General features: G+C 60.4%; 11 protein-coding genes and 1 pseudogene. 5 read left to right on the top strand and 7 right to left on the bottom strand.

Annotated elements, in window-relative coordinates; genetic code table 11:
- Nucleotides 1–3: 3 nt before the first annotated feature.
- The 7 genes and pseudogenes from MMB48_RS08960 to MMB48_RS08930 all read right to left on the bottom strand — a co-directional run bounded on the left by MMB48_RS08960 (nucleotide 4) and on the right by MMB48_RS08930 (nucleotide 13,543).
- A complete protein-coding gene (locus MMB48_RS08960; RefSeq protein WP_032744814.1) occupies nucleotides 4–600 on the bottom strand; it encodes a hypothetical protein in 597 nt (198 codons plus the stop codon).
- Between the two features lie 26 nt (nucleotides 601–626).
- Nucleotides 627–824, bottom strand: a pseudogene (locus MMB48_RS08955) (serine/threonine-protein phosphatase); the annotation flags it as partial.
- Nucleotides 825–888: 64 nt separating this feature from the next.
- Complete coding sequence (locus tag MMB48_RS08950) at nucleotides 889–3,402, bottom strand: DUF3488 and transglutaminase-like domain-containing protein (RefSeq protein WP_032744811.1); 2,514 nt, start codon at nucleotides 3,400–3,402, stop codon at nucleotides 889–891.
- Nucleotides 3,399–4,622, bottom strand: a complete 1,224-nt coding sequence (locus tag MMB48_RS08945; RefSeq protein WP_032744810.1) for a DUF58 domain-containing protein — start codon at nucleotides 4,620–4,622, stop codon at nucleotides 3,399–3,401. The genes MMB48_RS08950 and MMB48_RS08945 overlap by 4 nt, the downstream gene beginning before the upstream one ends.
- 24 nt (nucleotides 4,623–4,646) lie before the next feature.
- Nucleotides 4,647–5,957 carry an AAA family ATPase gene (locus MMB48_RS08940; protein ID WP_032744809.1) on the bottom strand — a complete coding sequence of 437 codons (1,311 nt, stop codon included), beginning with the start codon at nucleotides 5,955–5,957 and terminating at the stop codon, nucleotides 4,647–4,649.
- Nucleotides 5,958–5,967: 10 nt separating this feature from the next.
- Entirely contained in the window at nucleotides 5,968–11,955 is a 5,988-nt protein-coding gene (locus tag MMB48_RS08935) for an Ig-like domain-containing protein (RefSeq protein WP_032744808.1), read from the bottom strand.
- 166 nt (nucleotides 11,956–12,121) lie between these two features.
- On the bottom strand, nucleotides 12,122–13,543 hold the full coding sequence (locus tag MMB48_RS08930) for a serine/threonine-protein kinase (protein ID WP_012578311.1): 1,422 nt from the start codon (nucleotides 13,541–13,543) through the stop codon (nucleotides 12,122–12,124).
- A gap of 131 nt (nucleotides 13,544–13,674) precedes the next feature.
- Between MMB48_RS08930 and MMB48_RS08925 the strand changes: the two genes are divergently transcribed.
- The 5 genes from MMB48_RS08925 (at nucleotide 13,675) to dapA (ending at nucleotide 25,637) form a co-directional block, all read left to right on the top strand.
- On the top strand, nucleotides 13,675–17,970 hold the full coding sequence (locus MMB48_RS08925) for a PD-(D/E)XK nuclease family protein (protein WP_032744807.1): 4,296 nt from the start codon (nucleotides 13,675–13,677) through the stop codon (nucleotides 17,968–17,970).
- A complete protein-coding gene (locus tag MMB48_RS08920; RefSeq protein ID WP_032744806.1) occupies nucleotides 17,967–21,989 on the top strand; it encodes an ATP-dependent DNA helicase in 4,023 nt (1,340 codons plus the stop codon). Before MMB48_RS08925 ends, MMB48_RS08920 begins: the two co-directional genes overlap by 4 nt.
- A 211-nt stretch (nucleotides 21,990–22,200) precedes the next feature.
- Nucleotides 22,201–23,520: an MFS transporter gene (locus MMB48_RS08915; RefSeq protein WP_032744805.1), complete on the top strand. Its 1,320-nt coding sequence runs from the start codon at nucleotides 22,201–22,203 to the stop codon at nucleotides 23,518–23,520.
- A gap of 304 nt (nucleotides 23,521–23,824) precedes the next feature.
- Nucleotides 23,825–24,580: a 4-hydroxy-tetrahydrodipicolinate reductase gene (gene dapB / locus MMB48_RS08910; RefSeq protein WP_032744803.1), complete on the top strand. Its 756-nt coding sequence runs from the start codon at nucleotides 23,825–23,827 to the stop codon at nucleotides 24,578–24,580.
- A gap of 151 nt (nucleotides 24,581–24,731) precedes the next feature.
- The gene (dapA, locus tag MMB48_RS08905) at nucleotides 24,732–25,637 is read left to right on the top strand and encodes a 4-hydroxy-tetrahydrodipicolinate synthase (RefSeq protein WP_012578306.1); all 906 of its coding nucleotides are present in this window, start codon (nucleotides 24,732–24,734) and stop codon (nucleotides 25,635–25,637) included.
- Nucleotides 25,638–25,641: the final 4 nt, after the last annotated feature.

The following is a 25,641-nucleotide window of genomic DNA, read 5'->3' as shown; positions in this document are numbered from 1 at the left end:
CTTTCACTGACGAAAAGCCAGAGCGGCGTTGATTGCCGGGTCGCCGAGCTGGCCCAGCCATTCGATCAGTGCCGGATAGGTGTTGGGATTACGTGCGATGCAGGCGCGTAGTTCAGGCGCGTACTGGGCAATCTGGGCGATTTGCATCTGGTCGGTGGTGGTCAGGGCCTGTTCGGCGGTGAAGCCATAAGGATTGGTGGCCACAGGCTCCTCGAATGCCGCCTGAGCTGCGGGCTGCTGGGCCGCGTACTGGTCGGCGGCGGGCTGGGCGGCGGCAGTCTGCTGAGCCGCGGCGTACTGGGCGGCGGCGTAAGCGTCTGCAGGCTGCTGCTCGGCAGCCTGCTGGGCCGCCTGTTCCGGAGCCTCCTGATCCTGAACCGGGCCGCCGAATGCGTCGGCGGTGAACCCGTATTGTGCCAGGGTTTCGCGGGCACGCTCATCGCCGAATTCGGCGATCCAACGCTTCAAGCCGGGATAACAACGCGGATTCACGGCGACGTTTGCGCCGAATTCCGGATTCTCGTAGGCGATTTTTGCCAACAGAATCGGGTCCGCGTTCGGATCCTGTACGGCAGCGACCGCAGCATCATAATCAACCATGGGATTACCTCCTTATGTTCGCTCGGTTATGCCGAACGTATGGTCCGTAGTGTTTGCAGTGTTGCGTCTTCAATGGCGCCAATGTCCTCGCCCTCGTCCAGTCTAAAAGCGCTGAACGCGTGATGTTCGGGTTCGGTCAGTGGCATATCGGCCACAATCACAGTGATATTGTCGGTTCCGCCCGCATCGAGCGCGGCCGCCACCAAGGCGTCCACGGCTTCCTGTCTTGGTTGTTGTTGCGCCTAAGACCCACGTCACTGGTCATCGCGACACGGATGGAACCTGTGGTCATGACGTTTTCCCCTTCTTATGCTTGCGCTTGACTCGCGCTGTATGAGGCTTTGCTGCGTGTCTATTTGCCAATATAGACACGCTTTTCAGCGAAAGCCGTGTACGTATCCTCCTGAAACGCGGCAAAGAAGCGAGCATTGCCTTGCGCAACCGGTCGACTCCATTCCAATATGTGGTGGCTTGGCCCGATGCAATGTCTTGCCCCGAGAACGTGGCGTAGTCGGCTTCCCGACCGAGTTGAATCAGTGCCTGATCGTCCGTGCCGAGCTGACTGGCGATTGCGCCGGCCTGATCGCGACGAGTGCCTTTGGCTGTGATGCCGCTTTGCTCGGCAAGTATGTGTATGGCATTCCACCCCGCTGCCACACGGGCTTTCGGACTGCCGTGCCGTCGTGCACGTGCCAGCAATGCAGCTTTAAATATCAGGATTAGTCCGCAAACGATGAGCAGAGTCCACAGGGGGCTTCCATAGATGGCTACCGCACGAGTAACTCGCCAGAACCGCACCCAGAACAGGTTGGACGGCGAATCATCGGCGTCGGTACCGGCCAACGAACTCTGGCCTTTGGCCTGCGTCTGATCGCGCAGCGGGTCGGTCAACGGCACTGGTGGTTGCCGGACCAGTGTCTGCGGATTCGGCGGCGTCAGGTTCTGGTTTTCATCAGGCACCTTGGTCTCCTTGGGCGTCGGATAGAACGCCACCCATCCCAGGCCTTGCAATTTGATTTCCACCCAAGCGGTCACATCATTGCCGGTGAATTCGATTTTGGTGCCATTGCCTGAAGTCTTCTCCGTGCGGGCATCGGTGATTTCGCCATCCTCGTTTTTCGGCAGGAATCCCAGGACCACACGGGAGGGCAGTCCCAGCTCACGAGCCATCAGTGCCATGGCGGAGGCATATTGTTCGGAATCACCCACCATGGCCGTGCCTGCCAGCAGCTTGTTGATACGGTAATTGCCATGGCCCGCATCGGAAGGATAATCGCCTTCCAGACCGTGTGAGAACCATCCGGAGTCTTTCAATGTGTCGGCCAAGGCCGTGGCGGCGGCACCGCCCGAGGACTGCCCGCCGGCAATGGACGTGGCCAGTTTGCTGGCCGAATCGGGAACATCCTGGGCTGAAGGCTGCGTGATGCGGGCCGCGGCCGCACTGCTGATCTGCTTATCGGTGGGCTTGTGGGCTATGATGCCGGATTCGGTATAGGTGAGTCCCTTGCGCGTGCCGGCGGGAATAATGGCGGAATCGGTATCCGTGTTGTAGTAGAACGTGTCATTGCCGTTGTCGGCATCGTTGGCGAAGCTCACGCCAGCGGCCGCTCCCGCCAGCGGCAGCCAGGTGTCGGTCAGTCCCTGATCGACGGTGAAGGTCGCAGTGAAGGATTTACCCTGCTCATCCGCCTTGATCGTGGTGCCCACGCGATGATAATTCGAGGAGTCCGTGGCTTCGGAAGAATCGGACAGGTTCCATACTGTGCCGTCGAATCGATCCATCACCGCAAGTTTGACCGGTGTTCCGGCCGGTAGATTATGGACGGTCAGCAACACGTCTTTTTTGTGGTCCTTGATATAGGATCGCATGCCGCTGAGCGGGCTGGTGTAATCGTAGGGGCTTAACGGCGGATCGTAGCGGTCACGCAGCACGAAACGGTCCTGCGACACCAGCAACGTGCCCCCGAAAGCAAGGCCGGCAGCGAGCACGACGATGATCAGCGCGGATATCCAGCGCCCCCATTCCAGCAGTTCAAGACGCCAAGACAGCCAGATAATCAGCAGCAAGGCAAAGGCAATGCCGCAGATGGCACGTTGCCAGCCGCTGTCCGTACCCAGCAGAGCACATACGGCCACGGCCGCCGCAAGGGGCGGCACTCCCACCAGAGACAACCATGCGTTGGCATTAATGGCAAACACGCCGGTGAGGAACGTAAGCCACAGGCCGATGGTCCATACCGCCATCAGTACGCCGTCTTGCGTGCCCAGAGGCGGATCGACGGAAATAATGTACTTGAACGAGCCAAACGTCATTTCCCAACCTGAACTCAAGGTCTTCAAGGTGGGAATCACGTAACGGGACGTGGTGGAACTCAGCGTTACCACCGGACCGATGATGAATTGGGCAAACGCCAGAAACACGATTTGCCACCACAGTCGCAACGCCGGCAACATGCCCGCCAGAGCGATGATCGCGCCCAGCAAGGTGGCCGGTACGGCGGCGATCGTCCAAGTGGCCACGCCGCCGTACACGTCGATGAGATTGGCTTGCGCCAGCAACATCATCGCCGCTATGAGTACAAGGCTGGCGATTCGTTTGCCCCACGGCTGGCGACTGAGGCCCATGCCGCGAAGCACATTGCCTCTGGTCATCCAGATAACCGAATGTGTGGAGTCGGCCCAGGAGCCGGTGGTGGTGGAGGTTCCGGTGTACGTGCCGGAGGAAGTGCCGGTGTATGTGCCGCTCGATCCGGCGTACGCAGCGGTATTGGTAGTGGTGATACTGGACTGGTCGAAGGTCATGCGAGCACCCCCATGATCAGCGGGAGATCATCGAGTTCGCCGATGGTGGCCAATGTGAAATTGGCGAATCTTCTGATGCCGCGATTGGCGCCGGCGCTGGCCTGCAATACCACGCAGCTGGCCGATCGGGGCAAGGCCAAGGTCATGCGCTTGATTTGCTCGATGTCTTTCAGCGATCCAACAGTGAAAAAATAGAACGAAGCATCAGGACTGTGCTTCAGCGTGCCCTCGGCGAGATTCGGATTATCCTCACGATCAGGCTCTATGGCACTGGCGTTGTCGAGGAACTCCATGGCGTTGCGCGGTTGGCCATGCGCGTTGCCCGCGTGACAGACCAGCGGGCGATTCTGCAGCAGGCATTTGACGCCGATGGAGGAGTGGATGGACACCGCCATCTCGAATTCCTCGCCGTTGACGTACTCATCCGGGTTCACGCTGATGGTCACCGAGGTGTCGGTGCGGCGCGTGGCCTCATATTGGCGAATCATCAACGTGCCGGTTTTCGCGGAGCTCAGCCAGTGGACGTTACGCACGTCGTCGCCCGGCTCGTATTCGCGCAATCCGTAGAAGTCGAGATCATCATCCACGATCTGGCCGGATGGTTGGCCTTCCAGATCGCGGGGCACGCCGGCATTCAGGGTATCGAGACGCACGGTACGAGGATGGATGAATACGGTGATGCGGTCGGCCAACTCCTTTTCGTGACGCACCAGGCCGAACGGGTCTCCCTTGCGGATGCGCAACGGGCCGATGGGCAGTATTGCGCGCGATACGGTACGGAACTCCACATCGGTTTGCTTGGATTGCCCGGGAGCCAGCATGGGGATGTTGAATCGTTCACGCGCATCGCCGATTGGCAGATATCCGCGTGCCGTGGTCGTCGGCGTTCTGCCGGTGTTGTCGATGCCGACGATAACGGATACGGGGTCTCCCACGGTCACGCGATGATTGGATACGGCGATGGACGCGTGGAAGCGTGTGTTGCCGAGGGAAAGCGCGATTGCCGCGAGCATCATCACCATCGCCACGATGCCGAATACGAGCAGCTCATGCCAGCCCAGAGGCAGGAACGCAATAAGACATGCGATGCCTGTGCCCGTTACCGCCCAGCCCAAGGGCGAGACGTAGGATGCGAAGAACCGTCTGATGCGTCTTACCGCGCGCTTGAACATGCGTTCAGCGCGCCGGCGACGGCGTAATGAGGCGGATGCAGATGCCATGGTCGGATACCTTTCCAGGCCCTATCAGGAACCGATGGTGGGGGAGGGAACGTCTTCGAGCACCTGTGCGATCAGGCTTTCCGGAGTCGCGCCATCGAAGGTGGCTTCCGGAGTCAGCGTGATACGGTGTGCGAGCACGGCCACTGCAAGGTCCTTGACGTCATCCGGCACCACGTAGGCACGGCCATCGGCCGCGGCCCAGATACGGGCGCATCGGGTCAGTGCCAAAGCTCCACGCATGGAGGAGCCGACCGTGATCTTCTCGTTGTGGCGGGTCGCCTCGACGAGCCTGACGATGTATTCACGAATCGCATCATCCACATAGATTTCGGTGGCCACCTGACGCAGCCGCATGACATCGTCACCGCTCAGCACCGGGGAAATGGTCTGCGCACGGTCGGTGATATCGACCTGCTTGAGAATATCGACGGACACATCATGGCCCGGGTAGCCAATCGACGTCTTGATAAGGAATCGGTCCATCTGCGCCTCAGGCAGCTTATAGGTACCGAGCTGCTCGATGGGGTTCTGGGTTGCGATCACGATGAACGGCTGCGGCACATCATAGGTGACGCCGTCAACGGTGACTTTCTGCTCTTCCATAACCTCCAGAAGTGCGGACTGCGTCTTCGGCGATGCGCGGTTGATCTCATCGGCCAGCACGATGGAGGCGAAAATCGGGCCCTCGCGGAACTCGAATTCTCCGCGCTTCTGATCGTAGAAAGTCACACCCACCACATCCGAAGGCAGCAGATCGGGCGTGAACTGAATACGCTTGAAACCGGTGGAAATGGAGTTGGCCAAGCCTCGGGCCAACTGGGTCTTACCGGTGCCGGGGTTGTCTTCAAGCAGAATATGGCCACCGACCATCAGTGCGGTGACGCATTGCTTGATGGGGATGGTCTTGCCGATAACCACCTTGGAGACATTCTCGACCAGCGCATTGAAGGACTGCTGGAAATCCCGGACCTGAGCCATGGGCTGGGACAGTAGTCCGGAATTGATGTTGGCGGGCAGTGCCGATGCGGCTGCTTGCGCGGCTTTGCTCGACTGACGCTGCGGTTGGGATTGAGGTGTGCTGTCATCGCCCGCAGGGATGGAGGCGGCATCAGTAGTAGGAGACGGCTTTTCTGACGACGCCTGTGACGGCCACTGCGGCAGGTTAGGCAGCGCAACGGGCTGCGGCACCGACGCGGTGCTTGGGGTCGTGCCGGTGTGTGGTGCGGATGCCAGGTGCGTGGCGTCGGACAAGTGCGTGGCGTCGGATAGCTGCGTGCTGTCGGACAGACGGGTCGTGTCAGACAACTGCGTCGCGTCGTCGATGTTCTCGCTCATGGATGTTCTCCTACTGCTTGTGAATGGTGGTTGACGATATTGGGGTATTGCCGAAACCAAGAATCCAGGGGTTCTTGGCCAAAGTGATGACACCGGTACCGGATTTGAGCGATTCGGTCCCCTCCGAGGAGCCAGAGGGGCGTGTGCCCGCGACGCTGTCTCCGTCCGCAGTGTTGTCGAGACCGGAGTATCCCGGCCCGCCGGTGACTTTGACGCTCCACGCGTAGTTGCCATCGGCGGCCACGGCCAAGTCGGTGACGTCCAATGGCTGGCCGGAGTTCCACGTGAACGGTTGACCATTGATGATGATTTGTACAGTGGCCGGCTTGCCATAGACATCAACCGAACCGCCGGTGACGTTAATGACGTGAGCGTTGTCTGACCAGCGCAGCCCCTGCGGTTTGTTGATTACAGCCTTCTTCTCATAGGTGTAGGGAGCGCCATTGCGCGGGCCTCCGGTGGCGGCATCGCTGGTAGCGCCGTTGAACACCTGTTGCACCGATGCGGTGTTGCATCTGGCCCAAGGACTCATTCGGAAGTCGAGTGAGTTCCGGTTAGTAGCTGTACCGGAATCGATGCCATCGGCAGTCACGCTGTAGGACTGCGCATGCCCCTGCTTGGTCCAATGCACGGTGCATGTACTGCCGGATCCGGTGGTGTAGACGTCAGTGGGCGGCTGGACCTTGTACTGCGGGACAAAGCTGCTCTCGCCCGTGCCGGCGGAAGCATCGCGCTGCGGCACCACGGTGGCCGTTACGGTGATTGTTGTGGTGTTGAGCAATGACTCATCGATGGAGAACGACCGGGAGCTCGGTGACTCGCAAGAGGCTTCGCCGCCAGCGTCGCCACCAAAGGATATCTTCCGGCAGCCGGCATTGCGGTTGTTGCCGAGAGTGACTTTCGCCGTTACTGTGGTGTCGTTGTTCGACAACGCAATGTTCGGCGCATCCGGGTCTCCCCAGATCTTCTCTGACGGCGATGCGGCGGACTCGGCACTCCAATTGATTTTGTTATGGGCTTTGACGGTCGCCGTGATGGCGGTGCCATCGGAAATGTCGTTGTTGTTGAACGTAAACGACAGCTCGGTGGCCGTATTGCCGGTTTCCTTGGTCTGCGGAGCACCTGCACCGGTGACGGTCACCGAATAGTTGTCGACGGCGCTGAAATCACCGCTCGGTGCCTTCCATGTCACCTTGGCGGTTTTATTGCCACCCGTGACCGTAACATCGGTGGGAGCGGACGGCACCTTGTCCGGTGTGGCTTCGACGGCGGTGGACGGCTTGGACCAGCCGACGTCATTTCGCGCGGCGACGGTGAAGGAATAGGTTTTGCCGTTCTTCAGACCAGTGACCTGGCATGAGGTGACGGCACCGCAATCCTTCTCTCCGGTGGCGGCACCGGTCCAACTGACCTTGTAGTTGGTGATCGGGCTGCCATTGGCGGCACCGGGCGTCCATGTGAGGCTGACCGCGCTGTTCTGCGGTTCCCCGGCTACGGGGGAGAGCAGTGGCGGCTCGGGCTTGTCGATCACGGACACGGTAATCGATGCGGTGACTTCACGATCCTTGGACTTGGTGCCGTCTTGCACGGTGACGAGCACGGTATTCGTGGAAGCACCCACATCGGATGCGACGGCGATGGTGACGTTTCCGGAGGCATCGCATCCGGCGATGGTGAGTTTGGCGGCGTCATCCGCCTTGCAGCTGATGACGGTCAGCGAGGAATCGGGGAACGGATTGTACGCGCCGGTAAGCGCGTTCACGACATCGCTGGCACCGGCCATGATCTTCAACGTCTTGTCGCCGACGTGTGCCAGCGGACGGGTCGAAGACACTACGCGCACGGTCACACCGGCATTCACGGTGCCCGCGCCGTATGCGATTTGCACGGGAATGGACGCGGTGGTGCCAGGAGCGGCATCCTTGGTGGCGGAAACCTGCAAGCTACCGGAACGGGACAGGTTTGCGGTGATTTGCCTGGACGATGAGCTTCCGCCGGAATACGTGTATTGCTTTTCGTCGTCATACACGCCGGACGGTGCATGGGTGAGCGCCGCCAGATCAACGGTCTTGGGGTCCGCGCCCGCCTCGACATCAATAGTGGAGGACGAGAACGTGGGCGGCGGCACATCGCGGCCTATCACTGTGATCTGGAGAGTGATCACTGCGGAATTGATGATCTTGGTCTTATCCGATCCCTGCTTGCCATCCACAGCGGTAAAGGTAATGGAGGCGGGGCCTGCGTAGTCTTTTGCAGCAGTGAACTTCAGGGTCTTGTCGTTCACGTAGAAATCGGAGTTGGAAGCCTTGGTGGCGCTGATGGAATCAGTGCTTTTGATATACGGTTCCTTGCCGGCGCCGACGCGAACATAGTCATTGATGTTGATTTCAATGGTTTCGCGCGAATTGACCTTCAATTCCGGTGCCTTGGGACGCAACGTGGGCGGAAAGACACCATAGGCCGGTACCTGGATGAACGCGGTGGAGGTGATGTTGTATTTCGTATTGGTCACCGTGTAAGGCACGGCTCGCGCCTGTGACGTCAGGTCGACGGTGATGGTGGTCGAATGCTCGCCGCCCTTGACGTGAGCGTGAGCGCTGGCGGAGGGATGCACGCCGACCTTGAGCTCATTGGCTGTGCCGGAAGGATTGGCGATCCACTGGGAAACATCCACATCCACGGACTTCTTATCGATGGTGGCGGCGGACGGCACACGATAGTCGTAGGCGGTAGGCGGCTCGATGGCGGCATTCGGATCCACGTTTACCGTGAGGGTGGCCGTATCGGACAAGCCGGCCTTGTCTTTGACCGTATAGGCGATATAGGCGGTGGTGGCGCTGCCGGGCGTGGTGAAGGAGATCATATTGTCTTTCACGCTCACCCCGTCGAGACCTTGGACCTCGACATGCTTGTCGACGGTCAGATTGGTGTTGTCGCCGGAGATGTCGTTCTGCGCGACCGGCACGGTTGCGGCTGTATTGGGCCTCAACGTGATTTCGTCATCCCTGGCGTATACGCCGGAGTCGGACGATCCTTGGAATACGCCCACGCGGATCTGCGCCTGTGCGCGCTGACCGGTCCAATCCTCCACGGCATAGGAGAAGGTGTCGGTGCCGGACGAATCCGGATACGCTTCATAGACCAAGTAGTCGGAACCGACTTCGGATATGCGGCCCAGCGTGGGTGCCTTGTTGCCCAGACCCAACAGCTGATCGTCGTCGCCATCCGTGTCTATGCCGGTCAGCATGATGGGGATGCGGACCTTCTGCCCGGCGGCAACCTGCGCTTCGGCGTCATGCGGGGTTGGCATGGCCTTGCTCGCTGCGTCGCTCTTATGCACGGTAATGGTGATATTGGCGGAAGCCACATTGCCCAGATTGTCTTCAACCGTATAGGTGATGGGGAAGTTGCCGGTCTCGCTGGATGCTTGGTAACGGACCGTGTCTCCAGAGACGAAAGCCAGGCCCTTGAACGTCTCCTTGTCGTATTGCAGGTTGTTCTTGAGTTTGACCGTGGTGCCATCCGAGTAGGACACATGGTCAAGCACATCCACGGACACGATGCCGCCGGTACGTACCTGGGCATTGATATTGCTGGCCTTGGGCACTGAATTCGAGGTGGTCAGAGCCGGTGGCTGCAACACGATGGTGCCCTTGGCGGTTCCGGAGGCGTTGGCCACGGTGTAGGTAAGGGCGACGGGTTTCGTGGGCACCTGACGCGCGGTGATATACACGCGCTTATGGCTGACGAGACCAACCTTGATGCCGGAGCCGGCCGGTGCGTTCACCGTGGTGACGGATAGCACGCCGCCCATCGGATCGACATCATTGGTGAGCGGCTCCACAATGGCGGTATTATCCGCGCCAAGCAGGGCGACATCGTTGGCGGCAACCGGTTTGGCGGCTTCGCCGGTGGCGGGCTGCACCTCGACGCGAGCCAATCCGGTGGCCGGAATCGAGCCTTGAGTAATGGTGTAGGGCACATAATAGGTGCCGGGATTGGTGGCCTTGAACGTCAGCGACATATCCGCCGCATTGGTGGTCGTCGAAGCGCCGTTGGGCGTATCCACCTGAGTCAGTTGTGCCGGCTGCAAGGAAGTGCCATGCACGTAAGAGGACAGCTTGACGACGGTATCCGTGTTGGGAACGGTGGTTTTCGCTACCGGGTCGATGACCGCGGCCAAGGTGTTCGCGGGCTTGACCGAGAAATACACCATGCCGGTGCCGGTCGCCGTGCCGTCGGAGACGGTGACCTCGACGCCCACACGTCCCGACGCCAGCGCACCGGTGTTGAACGTAAGCTGGCCGTCGGCTCGGGTGGACACCTGCACCTGGTCGGTGTTCTGGGCCACAGCGGAGACCAGAGTGAGCGGGTCTCCATCCGGATCGTTGAAGCTGCTCAGCGCATTGGCGGTATAACTGGCTCCCTGCTCCACATCGATCTCGGGAGGAGTGTCGAACTGTACGGGAGCGTGGTTGCCGCCATCATTCAGGGTTACGGTCACCGTGGCGGAAGAGGTCTGGCCGCGGCCATCGGAAATATCGTAAGTAAAGGTAACGGTGCCTGCGGATGCGGCGGAGGCATCGAGTTGCAGATACCGGCCATCGTAAATCGGCGAAATGGTGACGTCTTTGTCGTTTGGTGCGCCAACCTTGGTGATTTTCAGTACGGAACAATCGGTCTGCTCGTCATTGCGCAGCACGTCGAGAATCTGTTCCGAACCGGCTCGCGCGCCGATTTCATCATCCTCGGCTTTGATTTGGCCGGATTGCGCGGAACAGGTCTTGGAGAAGTCGTGGTGGTTGTTGGCTGAGTCGTTGTTCTGCTGTTCTTTCCCGGTCTGCTCGGTCTGTATTTTGTTCCACTGTATTTTGATGACTGTGGTGGAATCCTCAGGGTTCCACACATTGCCGTTAACCGTGTCGTTGAGCACCACAAGGCGATGGTTGGTGCGGAACACCAATTCGGAAGTGGCATTGACGGATTCGAGGGTTTGCGGCTTGACGCTGGTATCCGTGGGGGAGCAGGCGCGAATGTAGTTGCTGGCCTTCTGGCTCCAAGCCGAGTACACGCAGCCCTTGGACGATACCGGTCGTGCCGGATTCGCCTTGCCCCCGTTGGCTATGAAATTCGCCTTGGCATTGGATTTCAACGGGATAAGCGCAAGGCCTCTCGGTGATGCCGCGGCCACCCAATCGGACTGTACGTCATCGGTGGGAGGCTCCTGAAGGGTGAGGGTGCCGGTCGTGTCGACATCGACGCGGCCGCCCTTGAATATGACGGTTTTGCCGGTTGCGATTACCGGCGTGCTCCCGATGACGGTAAAGCTTTCAACGGTCTTCTGCTTGCCGTCGGTCAGCGATTCGAGGGTTCTGGCCTTGGCGCTGCTGGGATTGTCAAGACGCAGCACCATACCGTCGGATGGACGGTATCCGTAGATCTTGCCATCGTGGGTTACTACGATGCGCCCGCCCTCGCCCAGCTTCATTTTCGGATCGGAAGTGGTGGGAGTCACGGAATCAAGGTTTTCCGACAAGCCGGTCCACACATTGCCGGTCTTCTCGTTGATCAGGGCTACGGTATCCCCGCCGACCACAGTGGTGGTGTTGGCTTTGATGTCGGTCTTGACACCGGTGCTGACCGTGGATGCCTTGATGGTGGAGGCTTTGGTCGTTTCGGTCAGGATGGTGTCGCCATTATGCTGTGCGATGTCGAATCGTGGGGCGGAGGAGGAGACGCCGGCGTCGGCCTCCTTGTTCTTTACGTTGAATCGTGCGGCCTTCTGGTTCTTCAGCGAAGTGACCCATACGGTGCCATCGTCCAGTTGCACCTGGCGGCGTGTGACGGTGCTCATGATCACCGCGCCGGCAACAAGTCCCAGAAGCAGCAGGAGCGTGATTGCGGGAACCGTCCACGTATGCCCTCCAGAGGGCATAAGGCGGCGCAGAGCCGCGCTGATGCGTCGGCGACGACCGTATGACTGGGATGATGTGGCCATCTGAACTCCCTGAACCCTGGTTTCTCTGGTTGCTGGTGTAATGACAACGCTTTACGGTTCCAATACCTGCCGTTCCTGTTGTCCATTTGGTGAATTCGCCACTGCCGGGCGCATGCCTGATGCGATACGCAATGCCAAGGTGGCATGCCCGGCAGTGGCGAGCGGATCACTCTTGCGGTTTGGCCGCACAGGCGATGGCGGGGCTGACGGACATCTGGCGGTTCTTGCGCACAATGGACACCTGAATGCAGGTCTGCGAGCCTTCCTGCGCGTTGACGGTCACCGTGGGATCTGACGTTGTGACGGTTTGCGCGCTCTGGTCGGTATTGCTGCCCTGCACTATGGCCCACGCATAGGTATCACCGCTTTGCGGGTCTGGATTCGTCCAGGTGAACGTCACGGATGACCCATCCGCCGCATAGGTGCCGTTCAGATTCTCCGGGGAAGGAATCTGGGCGTTCGCGGTATCGGTGATCACGTCATCCTGATTATTGCGGTTGTTGTCATCGTCCTTGGTGCCGGGCGTAGCCACCTGTTTGGTATCTGATCCGGTGGCGCTGTCCATGCGGGGAACGACCACGAAGGCGAATATCAGTGCCGCCGCGGTGATCGCCGCAAGTATACCGACGGTAATGCCCACCGGTTTGACCCATCGCCGTGACGAATGGGTGATCTGATCTCGCTGGTCCGTGGCCCGGCGCCGACGCTCGATGTCTTTGGGATAGGCCGGCATCCCTTCCACGGTAACGGGAGTGGCATGCCCGAAATATGCGAATTGCACACGCTGCATGGCACGTGCGAACTCCAACGCGGAGTAGTACCGCTGGTCGGGGTCCTTGTTCAGGGCCCGGCGCAGCACCGCTTCCACATCGGCCGGCACATCGGGGCGGTTGAGGCGAGGCAATGGCTGGTTGACGATCAGCGAAATCAGTTCTGATTGCGAACGCGGATGATATTCGTGCTGGAATGGCGAGCAGCCGACGAACATGGCGTACAGGGTGGCCGCCAGTGAATAGATGTCGGCGGCTTCCGAACCATTGGTCAGATGCTGAAGCACTTCAGGCGGTGCCCACGGCGGCGAGAATCCGGTTTCGGTACGGTCATACACATCGGTGGAGATACCGAAATCACCCAGAACAGGCAAGCCCTTCGAGGTGATGAGAATATTGCTGGGCTTGATGTCGTGATGGATGATATTGCTGCGATGCGCGGTGAACAGCGCGCTTGACAGCTTGATGCCGAGGTCGAGTACCTGCTCGCAGGTCATGGACCGGGCCTTCATGATGCTGTTGTAGGTGCCGCCCGGCGCATATTCGATGACGATGTAGCCATGGCCATCGGAGGTGACGCCGGCATCATATACCGGCAGAATGTACGGGTGGGATGACAGCTTGGCCATGAAGTTGGCCTCGCGGTTGAACAGGGCAGCGGCCCGTGGGTCAAGGGTTTTGGCGCTGACCTTTACCGCCACCGGGCGTGCGGGCATACGCTGGTTATATAGGTACACCGTGGCGGTGGCACCGCTTCCCAACATCTGGACGAAATCATATCCGGGCAGTTTCGGCGGCCTCATCGGAATATTGGCCATCTGTTCCCTCCCTCCTTGGAAAATGCACTCTCCCTGCATTCGTTCTACAGGATACCGTCAAGGGTACGATTCTTCGTTGGGTTCGGTAAAATTTTTCCCTCTGTGACGGTCGGGTTTAGGCTGGAGCCATGATGACGAGACTTGAACCTGGAACAGTGCTGGACGGCATCGACCGTGATGGAGCGGCGAGGCTGATTGTCGGCACGCCTGGAAGCGGCAAAACTGAATTCGCCTTATCGGTGTTGATGGCGGGGCTGCGCCGCTACGGTGGCGCGCAGGTGGTGATGGCCGTATCCGGCCGTGTGGCCGCCGACGCATTGGGCAATCGGGTGATTCGTGAGCTCGGGTTTTCCGTGCAGGCCAGGCCGGTCACCACGCTGGGTGCCGTGTCATTCCGGGCCATATCAGCTTCGCGCGAGGGAACTGGATTGCCGTCGCCTCGATTGTTGAACGGTGCGGAACAGGATGCTTTGCTGCGTCAAGTCATGGCCGTGCATCTGCGCCATGCCGTAGCGGGAGATGATTGCGGCACCTGTGATCTGCTACGCATCTACTTTGCCCAGGATGACTGGGCGAAACTCATACGCGATGCCGGTGCCGGCGAGATGCCCGGCTCGGCCGCTTCCGCACAATCAAGCCTCTTGAAACAAGGGTCGGATTCACCGTCTCCGACGTCGGCAGGCGGCTCGACCAGCGCGGATAGGTTCACTCGAGGTATTTCAGATGCGTTTATCAGCCAGTTGCGCGATATGCTGGCCCGATTGGATGAGCTCGGTGTAGGCGTTCACGAAGAGCCACGTCTTTTGGACGCCGTGACGGAGGACGCGCGATTGTCGGTGCAATGGCGTTTGGCTTTTGCGTTGCGCCGTGAATATATTGCAGCCCAAAGCGCGGCATATCCGGGGCAATACCGTTTGGATGCCTCGTATTTGCTGGTGGCAGGCGCTCGTGTGGTGCATGAGGCATTCGCCGCCGATCACGCGGATGATTCCGGCCGGCCTATGCGTATGGAGGCGTTGGGCTTGCCCCGGCTGCTGGTTGTGGATGATGTTCAAGACACCACGCTGGCCGGCATGCGCTTCTTGGAGGAGTTGGGGAATGCCGGCGTCAAGTTGGTGCTGGTCGGCAACTCGGATGAATCGGTGCAGACCTTCCGTGGATCGTATCCGGAATATCTGATGCGCCGTGCCGTGGAAGGGCGGCTGAAAGCCAAGGAAGAACAGCTGGTTGGCGGCAGTACCGGCGCTGATCAGTCGCACATGACGATGGCTGGTGTGATCGCGTCTCGTATTTCGCTGTCGATTCCCTCGCCGGAAGACGAGCCGCTGCCTCCGGCCGAGCGTCCCGGCAAGCTGACCGCCATACTGGGCGGAGTCGATGCAGCGAATTATCAGTCGGACGGCACAGTGACCGCCGGCCTGTACCGATCCTCACGTGAGGAGCTGGATGATGTGGTCTGGCGCATCAAGCGGGCGCATCTTGACCGGCATATTCGGTGGAACGACATGGCGGTCATCGCCCACGACAACGCCGCCGTGCGGCTGTTCGGCGAACGACTGCGCCGAGATGGTGTGCCGGTGCGGTATTCGTCGGTTACCCGTCCTTTGAAGGACGAGACTTTCGTGCAGGGGTTGTTCGCGCTTGTGGAGCTTGCCCGATTGCGTGCCGAGGGAATGGCGGAATGTCAGATGACGTTGGCTTCCTGCGCGGCATATGTAAGGACTAGAGTGGCCACGTTGATGGACGGCCCGTTGGTGAGTGCCGGGGCCAGACCCGGTCAGGGGCGTCCCGCAAGGCTTGCGCCGATCGAATCGGCCATGGGGTCGTTGGAGTCGCTGGCGCATCTCGCCACGGATGATGCCATGCTGACCTCCCTGACGACGGCATGGGAAACATTGCGTGAAACATACCGTGAAACACGGCATGAAACAGGTCGTGACACATCCTCGTCAGCGGTTTCGTCGTCAGTGACTTCGTCGCCAGTGTCTGTCGAAATACTCGGTGAGCCCTCCGACGATGACTTGGCCTTTGGCGTTGACGCGCTGTACGTGATGCTTGCCGTTGATGATGCCGCCGCGCCGGCTCAGGCTGCGCTCGCATCCATCCACGCGGTGCTCGGCAACGACTCTCAGGCCCGCGCTTTTGCGAATCTGTGGCATCTGGTGGGCAGTGTTGCTTCCGGCTTGGAGCGGCTGCCGGCAAGCCAGCGCGTACAGCCGCGCTATGCGCTGTCTGTTGCGTGGAACGCCACCGGTCTGGCGCCGGTCTGGCAGCGTGCGGCATTATTCAACACGGCAGAAGGGCGTACGGCCAATGACCGGCTGGACGCGGCAATGCGCCTGTTCCAGTTCGCCGATGATTCCACCGCCAGCCGAGACGTCACGTCATTCATGGCACAGGTTCGGGGCATGGAAGTGCAGGCCGATTCCTTGGCCCAAATAGGGCCGGTGGAAGACGCGGTGACATTGACCACGCCGGCAGGCGCGGCCGGACGCCACTGGGAATATGCGTGGATACCGGTGGTCCAGCAAGACGTGTGGCCGAACCTCGCCGGGCGCAACACCATGTTCGGTGGTGAAGACCTTGCCGAGCTCGTGCTGAGGGGAGCGCTTGAAGAAAGCGACAAAACCGGTCATGATCCGCGGTTCGCGGCTGTGCTGTCGGGCGAGAAGAAGAGCTTCCTGGTCGCGCTGACCCGTGCACGGCGAATCATGATCAGCGCGGTATGGAACGACAGCATGAGCCCATCGGACTTTCTTTTCGGGTATCTGCCGGAATACTATCCGCGCAACCGGCAACAGGCGCCTTTCACCACAGTGGGGGCGCATACAGGATCCGCCGAATATGATCTGGCCGGATTGGACGCCGACCCACGTGGGTTGGTCAGCGCCGCCCGCGCGGTTCTGGCCACTGCTCAACCGCAGCAGGCTGCCGCAAAGGACGCCGCGGTTGCGTTGACACTCCTGTCGGAGCATGGTGTGCGCGCCGCAAATCCGCAGAGCTGGGCGTTCGTGGAATCGCCGGCCCAATCGGATAGCGCGTCATCTGGCGGTGCGTCATCTGGCGGTGCCTCATCTGACAGTGCCTCATCTGACAGTGCCTCATCCGACAGCGCGTCATCTGGCGGTGTACAGTCTGACGGTATCCAAACGGGGAAAGGCAAGACGGATGCGCAGGCCGCACCCATGGTCACCCTGTCTCCATCGGCGGTCGACAGCCTATGGGCGTGCCCGGTGTGCTGGATGCTGGAGAACCGGTTCGCCGGTCCTCGCCCCAGCTCCGTGGCCACCAGTTTCGGAACCCTCATCCATGCGGTTGCGCAGCAAGGCAGCGAGGAAGGGCTGGACCATCTTTCCCACAATGCCCAGTCGTTGGCCACACTGGGCTTGGACTCCACGGCCGGCACGGAACGCCGCATCGAGGCTGTCACGGCACGGCTTAATGCCATCTATCAGAGCAAACGTCCTGATCCGAATGCCATAGCCGACACCCGGAACCGCTATGAGGCCACCCGTAAGGACGAGTCCGCGGCGGATGCCCTGCGCAACATCGCCGATTACTTTGTGCGCAGCGACGCCGATCCGGAAACGTATCTTGGCAAGAACTCCAGCAACTTCAGCATTGGCGCATTGGCCGGTGCCGAATGCGAACGGGAGTTTGCCGCACGATTCGATGTGCGTGACATACTCGACGCATACAATGCCGTGCCCGGCATGCACCCGATTGATCGGAACACGCTGGTCCGTCTGATGGGAGCACTGGTCGGAGGATGGCCGGAAGGCATGGACGAGCATCTGACCGTGAGACTGTCCGGGCGCATCGACCGTATGGAAACCCGCGTACTCGCAGACGGCGGCGAATGCATTCGCCTCATTGACTACAAAACAGGCAGAACGCCCACGGTCAAACAGATTTTCAATGATTTGCAGCTCGTATGCTATCAGCTTGGCCTCGTATTCCCCGAAGACGGGTCGCGCGGTGCCAAGGCACTTGCCGCAATGCCGCATATCAGCCAAAGCGCGCTGTTCCATGTCGGGCAGAATACGGCACCAGCCAGAAGCTATGCTCCGGAAGGTGCCTTCCAGCCGCCGCTGTTCACTGATGGTTCGTTGAATGCCGAACCGTTCACGCCACGATACTGGTATAAGGACCCCAACCGTTTCTTCGACATACCCGCCATAGATCCGGCTACTCCTCCCGAAGGTGTGAGTGCCGAAGCGTGGGCGCAATTCGCCGCGCTCGCCGGTACGCAGACGTTATGGTCGCTGACCATGATCGCCCGCGTATTCTATGCCGCGGCGGCCAGCAGGTCGGCCATCATCGAGGCCCATCCGCAAGACACCCATATCGGATTCTGCCGTATGAAGAACGTCTGCCCTGCCTGTGCGGGCCAGATCGACACGATTTTCGAAACGAGGCAAGCATGAGCACGTTCACTCCCAGTGCGGAACAGGCCGCCATCATCGATGCGCCAGTCGATGCTGACGTACTGGTGGTTGCCGGTGCCGGTTCCGGCAAAACCTTTACGATGACCCAACGCATCATCGCGCTTATCAATCGAGGTGTGGCACCTGAACGCATCCTTGGCCTGACCTTCACACGCAAGGCCGCAGGCGAACTGCTGGAACGCGTCTCCGCCGCAGTGGCCGGTGATATGGCGGGCTCTACGACCGCCACGGTGTCTGATCGGGCATTCCTCAAGCCGGCCATTTTCACGTATGACGCCTTCTTCCAGACCATCGTGCGCCAATATGGACTGCTTGTCGGATTCGATCAGAACACGCAACCATTGAGCGCAGCCGGAGCGCTTCAACTGGCCACCGAAGTCATCGACAGTCACATGGATCTGGCGTTCAGTGAGGATTTTGGCGCCTTCTCCAGTTTGGCGAACCGTGTTCTGGCGTTGTCGGATGCCATTGGCAGTGCCATGATCGGTGCCGGCTGCACCAGCTTCGATGATGCGATCAATCGAGTACGGCAATGGGATTCGGCATTCATCAATCGATTGCAACAAGCCGTCGCAGACGAACCCATGCCCGAGGACGAGCCGAAAATCCCCAAGATCAAACGACTGAAGAAAGATACCGACGCCAGCTGGCAAGCCAAGCTCGATGACCGTGCCGAACATCTGCACGCCCGTTGCACCTATCATTGCGGTGCGCTGCTGGAGACCACGCGCAAACGCGATATTCTGCTCCAGCTGGTGGAGGCCTATGCCCAAGCCAAGCGGGAACGCAATATGGCCGAATTCTCCGACTTCACCATTGCCGCGTATCAGCTTATCGAGCGCTTCCCCTCCATCGGAGAGCGCACGCGCCGCAGGTACAGCCATGTGCTGCTCGACGAATATCAGGACACCTCCACCACGCAGGCCGCTCTGCTGGCAGCACTGTTCCATGTGGATGCGTCACGGAGGTCCGCCGTCAACGCGGTGGGTGATCCGTTCCAGTCGATTTACGCATGGCGTGGTGCCAGCCCTGGTGCATTCCGTATGTTCCAGCAAGATTTCCACCTGCCTGCCGGATACAAGCCATTCCCGTTGTCCGTCACCAGGCGCAACAGCCGTATAGTACTTGAAGCCGCCAATAATCTCACGCTGCCGTTGCGCTCCAATCCGTCGCGTCCCTCCAGCTCATTGATGCGTGAGGTCGATGTCTCATCGCTCGACCCCATGCCTGATGCCCCCGAAGGAACATTGGGAGTACTGGGCTTCGCCACGGCCGGGCAGGAGATCGACGCCGTAGTGCGTTTCTGCAAGACGGCCATCACACGGCACCGTTCCGCAGCCGAACAACAGGAACAGATGCCGGGCGAACAGAAAGCGCCGGTCGCCGTGCTGTTTCGGTCCAAATCACATATGCCCGAATATCAGGCGGCATTGGAACAGGCCGGATTGACCACATTCGTGGTCGGCTATTCCGCGCTGCTGGAACGTCCGGAAATCCGCGATCTGATGGCGTTGCTGCACGTGGCCGCCGACCACACCGATACGGGATCGCTGATGCGCTTGCTGGCCACGCCACGATTCACCATGTCCGCAGCGGATTTGACCATGTCGGCCCGTTTCGCTGAAGAACAGAACACGGAACAACGCTTCCAATCATTGGTGCAGGCCGGCCTTGCCCAACCGGATACACCAGCGAATGAATGGGCGGCTGTGGTGCGTGAGTACCGCGATCAGGTGGCCAATGCGGTATTCCTGCCAGACGTATTGCTACGCGGCGACCTGGTAAAACTGCTTGAACGGTTGAGCGCACACGGGCGCAACGCCATAACCCGGGCCGCGGTGATGCTCAGTCAGGTGCATGATGCCGTCGGGCGGCCACTGGGCGACGTGATTCGCGCCGGCATAGAAGCGTTGGATCTTGACATCGACACCGTATTGGCCGGTGTGCTGCATAATCCGCAGCACCGCGCCAATCCCGCTTTGGCGCATATGCCTATGGATGCGATTGTGGATTTGGTGGATACATACACGCAAGAGATTGCCGCTGAGCAAACTCCCTCGTTGCATGGGTTCATCACATGGGTGGATCATCTGGCTTCGGTGGAGGATGAAGCCGCCAGTCTCCCCGACGCTCCGGTGGATGTGGAACTGATGACCGTACACCAGTCCAAAGGGTTGGAATGGGATGCCGTTGCGGTAGTGGGGCTTACCGCCGGCGGATTCCCCAGCAACCAGGGCGACCATCTCAAGATCGTGCTGGACGAACACCATACGGGAGGTGCCGAGCAAGGTCGCTGGACCGCACCCGAATATCATGAGACCGCCGACTCCTGGCTCACCAACCCCACCGCCGTACCCGTGCCTATGCGCGCCGATGCCGGCATTCTGCCGCGATTCCCCCATGATGCCGATGTGGAAGCCAACCCCATCGCATCGTTGGCGGCTTTGGATGAGGTGGAGCTTATCGATGATGAAGTGTTCGGCTCCATGCGCGAATTCGGCGATGGCGTGGAAGAAGTGGATGCATCCGGCTGGTATTTGACGCAGGCGGAGGAATATGGGCGCCGGCTGCATGCCGACGAACGTCGATTGATGTATGTGGCGCTTACCCGTGCGCGGGAAGATGCCCTGATGACCTATTGCGCCTATACGGGCGAATCCGGGCGGGACCCGTCAGTGGTGCCCAAAGGCTCTCGCGCCGCTCAGCCATCCAATTTCTGGCTTGAAGTGCATGACGCGTTCCAAGCCCGTGAACATGCGATATCGGCTCAGGACTGTGTGGAACGGCTGCAACCCGCCAATGCCGGGAAGCCCATGCTGATCTCGGCGCAAGGCGAAGCGATTGCCCCTCCCGAAGGGTTCTTTATCGGAGAGCATGCCGCGGCATACGGTGACGCCGTGGTGGGGGAGTCATGGCAAACGCCGATTACGCAGACGGATGCCGCTGTCGAATTGCCGTGGCCGGCTACCCTCAGCGACGCGGTGCATGAACAGTTGTCACGTGGCATCGATGTCATCGCCGCGGATTCCTCGTCACTTGAGCAGCACCAAGACGTCGGCCCACTGCTGCAACGGGCGCAATTGCTGGTGGACGACGCCGATTTGATGGCCGATGCCACCAGCGGCCAGTCGCTTGATGAGGCAGTCAAAGCCAAGGCGCAACGCATTCTGGCCGCCGGACGCCAGAACGTGACAAGCCTGCAAGCCCGCGTAGGTGGCATGAGCGAACGGGAGGAGCGCCTCTACTGGCGTAGCATTATCCGTCCGATTCCACGAATATCGTCTCCGGCGGCCGAAGCCGGCACGCAGTTCCATGCGTGGGCCGAGCAATTCATCAATGCCGGTAAACCGGATGAAGCGGTACTGGCATATGAAGCCGAATCAAGTATGCCGCATACAGGTCAGGATGCTGGATTCGTTTCCCGGGAAGCCATGTTGGCCGATTTGGCCGAACGGGAGCGGCAATGTCGCAAGCCATCCACACGGCAGCCCGCTGTCCCACAGTCCACGGCTCAACAATCCGCATCCGCCGCCTCCGCCACTTCCATAAGTAGCGACAATGCCACCGAGTCCAAGCTGGTGGCGTGGCAGCGCAGACTGGCCGAATCATCGTGGGCCAAGCGCATCCCGGCGTGGACGGAGCGTGCCATCGTCGTGGACGTGCCGGGCGTGGGCCTGGTCAATGGCAAACTCGATGCGGTATTCATCGGTGGACTTGACCCGTCCAGCACCACCGCACGCTTTACCGTGGTCGACTGGAAAACCGGTCGTCGGCCCACCAAGCCAGACGACATCACCCGCAAACTCGCCCAGCTCGACATGTACCGACTGCTGCTGGCAGCGGTCGAAGGTGTGGAATTGGACAGTATCGACGCCACTCTCTACTATGTCAGTGAGCCCGACGAGGGCTTGCGCGAGCTTCACGCCCGTGCGAAAACCAAACAGGAAATCCTTACCGAGTTGAGCTCCGGCATTCCCGAACAATCTGACAACGACTGAGCCCAAAGGCTCATGACCTGTGCACCATCGGACGGCCTTCACCGGCGGAGAGACCTTATGCATCGCAAGGCATCTCCGACGATGAAGACGACTGGCCACGTACCGGTCCGCGGTTGAAACGCGCCGCGTGACGTTGCTCGGGAACCGCTACCCTCGGATGGCACGTGTGGGCGGGCGCACGTGCCGGACAACGCACCAGTAAGGAGTTATTGTGTCCACGACTCGCGCGGTTTCGAAGTCGTCCGCTGCCCACTCGCCCTACCAGCGCCTGTTCATGCTGCCCGGAGCCAAGGCGTTCTGCCTGTCCGGCGCGGTGGCACGATTGCCGATCTCCATGATGAGTCTCGGCATCGTTCTGGCGCTCAACCATCTCTACGACAATTGGACCATCGCCGGCACCATGAGCGCCGCCTATGTGCTGGCCATGAGCTGCGTCACCCCGTTCTACGCCCGCGCCTTCGACCGTTTCGGCCAAGCCCGCGTGGGCCGGCTTGCGCTCGCCGTACAGATCGTGGCCATGCTCGCCTTCGCCTTCGCGGCGTTGGTGCGCGTGCCGATTCCGCTGCTGTTCGTCCTGGCCATCATCATGGGTCTGACGCAGTTCTCATTCGGCGTATTGGTCCGAACACGCTGGTCCTATGCGTTGCGCGGTGTGGAAGATGGTGAACAGCTGCTCAACACGGCCTACGCCATGGAAGCCGCCATTGACGAGATCGTCTTTATTCTGGGGCCGATTCTGGCGGCTTGGCTGGCCACCTCCGTGCATCCGGTATCCCAACTGTTCGTGCCCACCGTGGCATGCGGTATCGGCGGCACCATATTCTTCTCGCTGAAATCCACCCAGCCGCCGGTCATCGTGGAACAGGTCACCGTGGCCGCGCACGATGACGGCAGCCCCGCTGCAAGCGAAGATGCCGACCAGCTGACCCTGCGCCAGCTCAAACGCAGCGGTGCCAAGCCCAAAAGCGTATTGCTCTATACCGGCGTACTGCCGTTGCTCGCCGTGTTCATCGTGTTCAATATGAGCTTCACGTCCTTCGACGTGTCCATCACCGCCACCATGAAATCCATGGGACTTGAGCCCTTCCTCGGTCTGCAATTGGCGATGTTCGCGGTCGGCTCGTGCATCGGCGCGCTGGTGTTCGGCTCTCGCCAACTCAAAGGCTCCCATTGGGCGCATATGGTGATGTTCCTGTCGCTGCTGACCGTCGGCTACGTGTTCTTCCGGCTGTCAATGGACAATCTCATCCTGCTGGGCGTCTTCGAAATTCTCTCCGGCCTGACCGTCTCGCCGACGTTCGCCACCGGCAACCTCATCGTCAAGGATCTGGTGCCGGCGGAATCCCTGACCGAAGGACTGAGCTGGGTAACCACCGCAGGCACGGTCGGCACATCGATTGGCTCGTCCGTGGCCGGTATTGTGCTTGACGCCTCCAACCCTCATGTGGGCATGATGCTGCCATTCATCTTCACGCTGGCGTCCGTGCCATTGGCGTTGGCCGGATGGGCCTTGGCCAAGCGGCGTGGGTGAAACGGGATCGGGCTACGCCCGATGGATGGTTGGCGGCTTCGCCGGGGTCTCTCCCTCAGTCCGCTTCACGGCCAGCTCGAACGCAATTAAATGATGGCTTTCAGCCAACTGAATTATTGCTCACTGTCGTTCGCCCTCACCTAAAAACGCCTCCGGCGTTTTCTTCACGGTTCGGCTCATCAGAGGGAGCTTGATTCTGTGGACGGGATATTGGCGTGACGGCTTGGCGGTGATAGGCTGATTGCCGATTGGAAAACGTCCCGGGTACATTGCCGGGCAGGTACGGGTAGACAGGGAAGAAGACATGATCAAGGTTTCGGTGGTCGGAGCAAAGGGCCGCATGGGCTCGCACGTGGTCGAAGCGGTGAACAAGGCCGAGGATACGCAGCTGGCGCTCGCATTGGATGCCGGCGACGACCTGACCCAGGTCACCACCGACAACACCGATGTGGTCGTCGAATTCACCGTGCCGTCCGTCAGCCTGAACAACGTGCTGACCCTGATCGGCCAAGGCGTGGACGTGGTGGTCGGCACCACCGGCTGGACCGACGAGAAACTCACCCAGGTCAAATCCGCCATCGCCAACGGCCCGAAGCCCGAAACCCAGAAGGTCTTCATCGCACCTAATTTCGCGATCTCCGCCGTGCTGGCCGACTACTTTGCCACCAAGGCCGCGAAATACTTCGAATCCGCCGAAGTCATCGAACTGCACCACCCCACCAAGGTGGACGCCCCCTCCGGCACCGCCATCCACACCGCCCACGGCATCGCCGAAGCACGCAAGGCCGCAGGACTCGCCCCCGTGCCGGACGCCACCGAGACCGATGGCGGCTCACGCGGCCAGGTGGTCGACGGCATCCACGTGCACGCCGTGCGTCTGCGCGGCCTTAACGCCCACGAGGAAGTGCTCTTCGGCAACGCCGGCGAGCAGCTGACCATTCGGGCCGACAGCTTCGACCGTACCAGCTTCATGCCCGGCGTCCTGCTTGCCGTGCGCAAGCTCGCCGGCGACGCTCCGGCCGGCCTGACCATCGGCCTCGACCACTTCCTCGACCTGTAATCGACCCGCAGTCGACCCCGCAATTCGGTCAGGGAAGCGCGCCGGGACGCGCATCACGGCATTGCCGCCGGTTCCGGTCATAATGCCACGCATTCAGCAACAATCAAGGTACGTAATATAAGAGTCCACAATGGGAAGTACGGTGAACACTATGAGCGAGCATGACATGCACCTTCTTGAGCCAGCACCTTTCGGCCGCATTCTGCCGGCTATGGTCACCCCGATGAAATCCGACGGCAGCGTCGATTTCGCCGCCGCGCAGAAGCTCGCCAAATACCTCGTCGCCGATGGCGCGGATGGTCTGGTGGTCAATGGCACCACCGGTGAATCGCCCGTCACCCATATGGATGAGAAGGTCGAGCTGGTCAGGGCCGTCAAGGAGGTCGTCGACGTTCCGGTGATTTCCGGCGCCGGCTCCAACGACACCGCACACACCGTGCGTATGGTCGAACAGACTCAGGAAGCGGGCGCCGACGCGGTGCTCGTCGTCATGCCTTACTATTCCCGCCCCTCGCAGGACGGTATCGTCGGCCACTACAAGGCCGTCGACGAATCCGCCGAAAAGCCGATCATCGTCTACGATGTTCCCGGCCGTACCGGCTTGAAGGTCAAGGTCGAAACCTACGACCGATTGGCCGGACTTGAACACGTCAAGGCTGTCAAGGACGCCACCGGCGATCTTGCAGCCGCAGTGGAGAAGCAGCAGCGCACCGGCCTCGCCTGGTATTCCGGCGATGACGGCCTGTTCCTGCCGTTCCTCTCCATCGGTGCCGTCGGCATCATTTCGGTGATTGCCCACGTCGCCTCCAACCCCATGCAGCAGCTTGTCCAGGCATTCGATCGCGGCGATATCACCACCGCCCGTCGCCTCGCCAACCAGCTCGCCCCCCTTGTCCACGCGTTGAATGGCGACGGCTATCAGGCCGTCATGGCCAAGGCTGCGCTCAAGGTCAAGGGTGTTATCCCCTCCACCACCATGCGTCTGCCGAACATCGGTCCCGACGCCACTCAGCTTGACAAGGCTGAAGAGGGCATGCGCGCTGCCGGACTGCTGTAAGCCC

Origin of the sequence: Bifidobacterium sp. FKU (genome assembly GCF_026016385.1) — a bacterium.
Lineage (GTDB): Bacteria > Actinomycetota > Actinomycetes > Actinomycetales > Bifidobacteriaceae > Bifidobacterium > Bifidobacterium infantis.
Note: the sequence above shows the minus strand (reverse complement) of the source record. Positions and strands in the feature narration are given on the sequence as shown.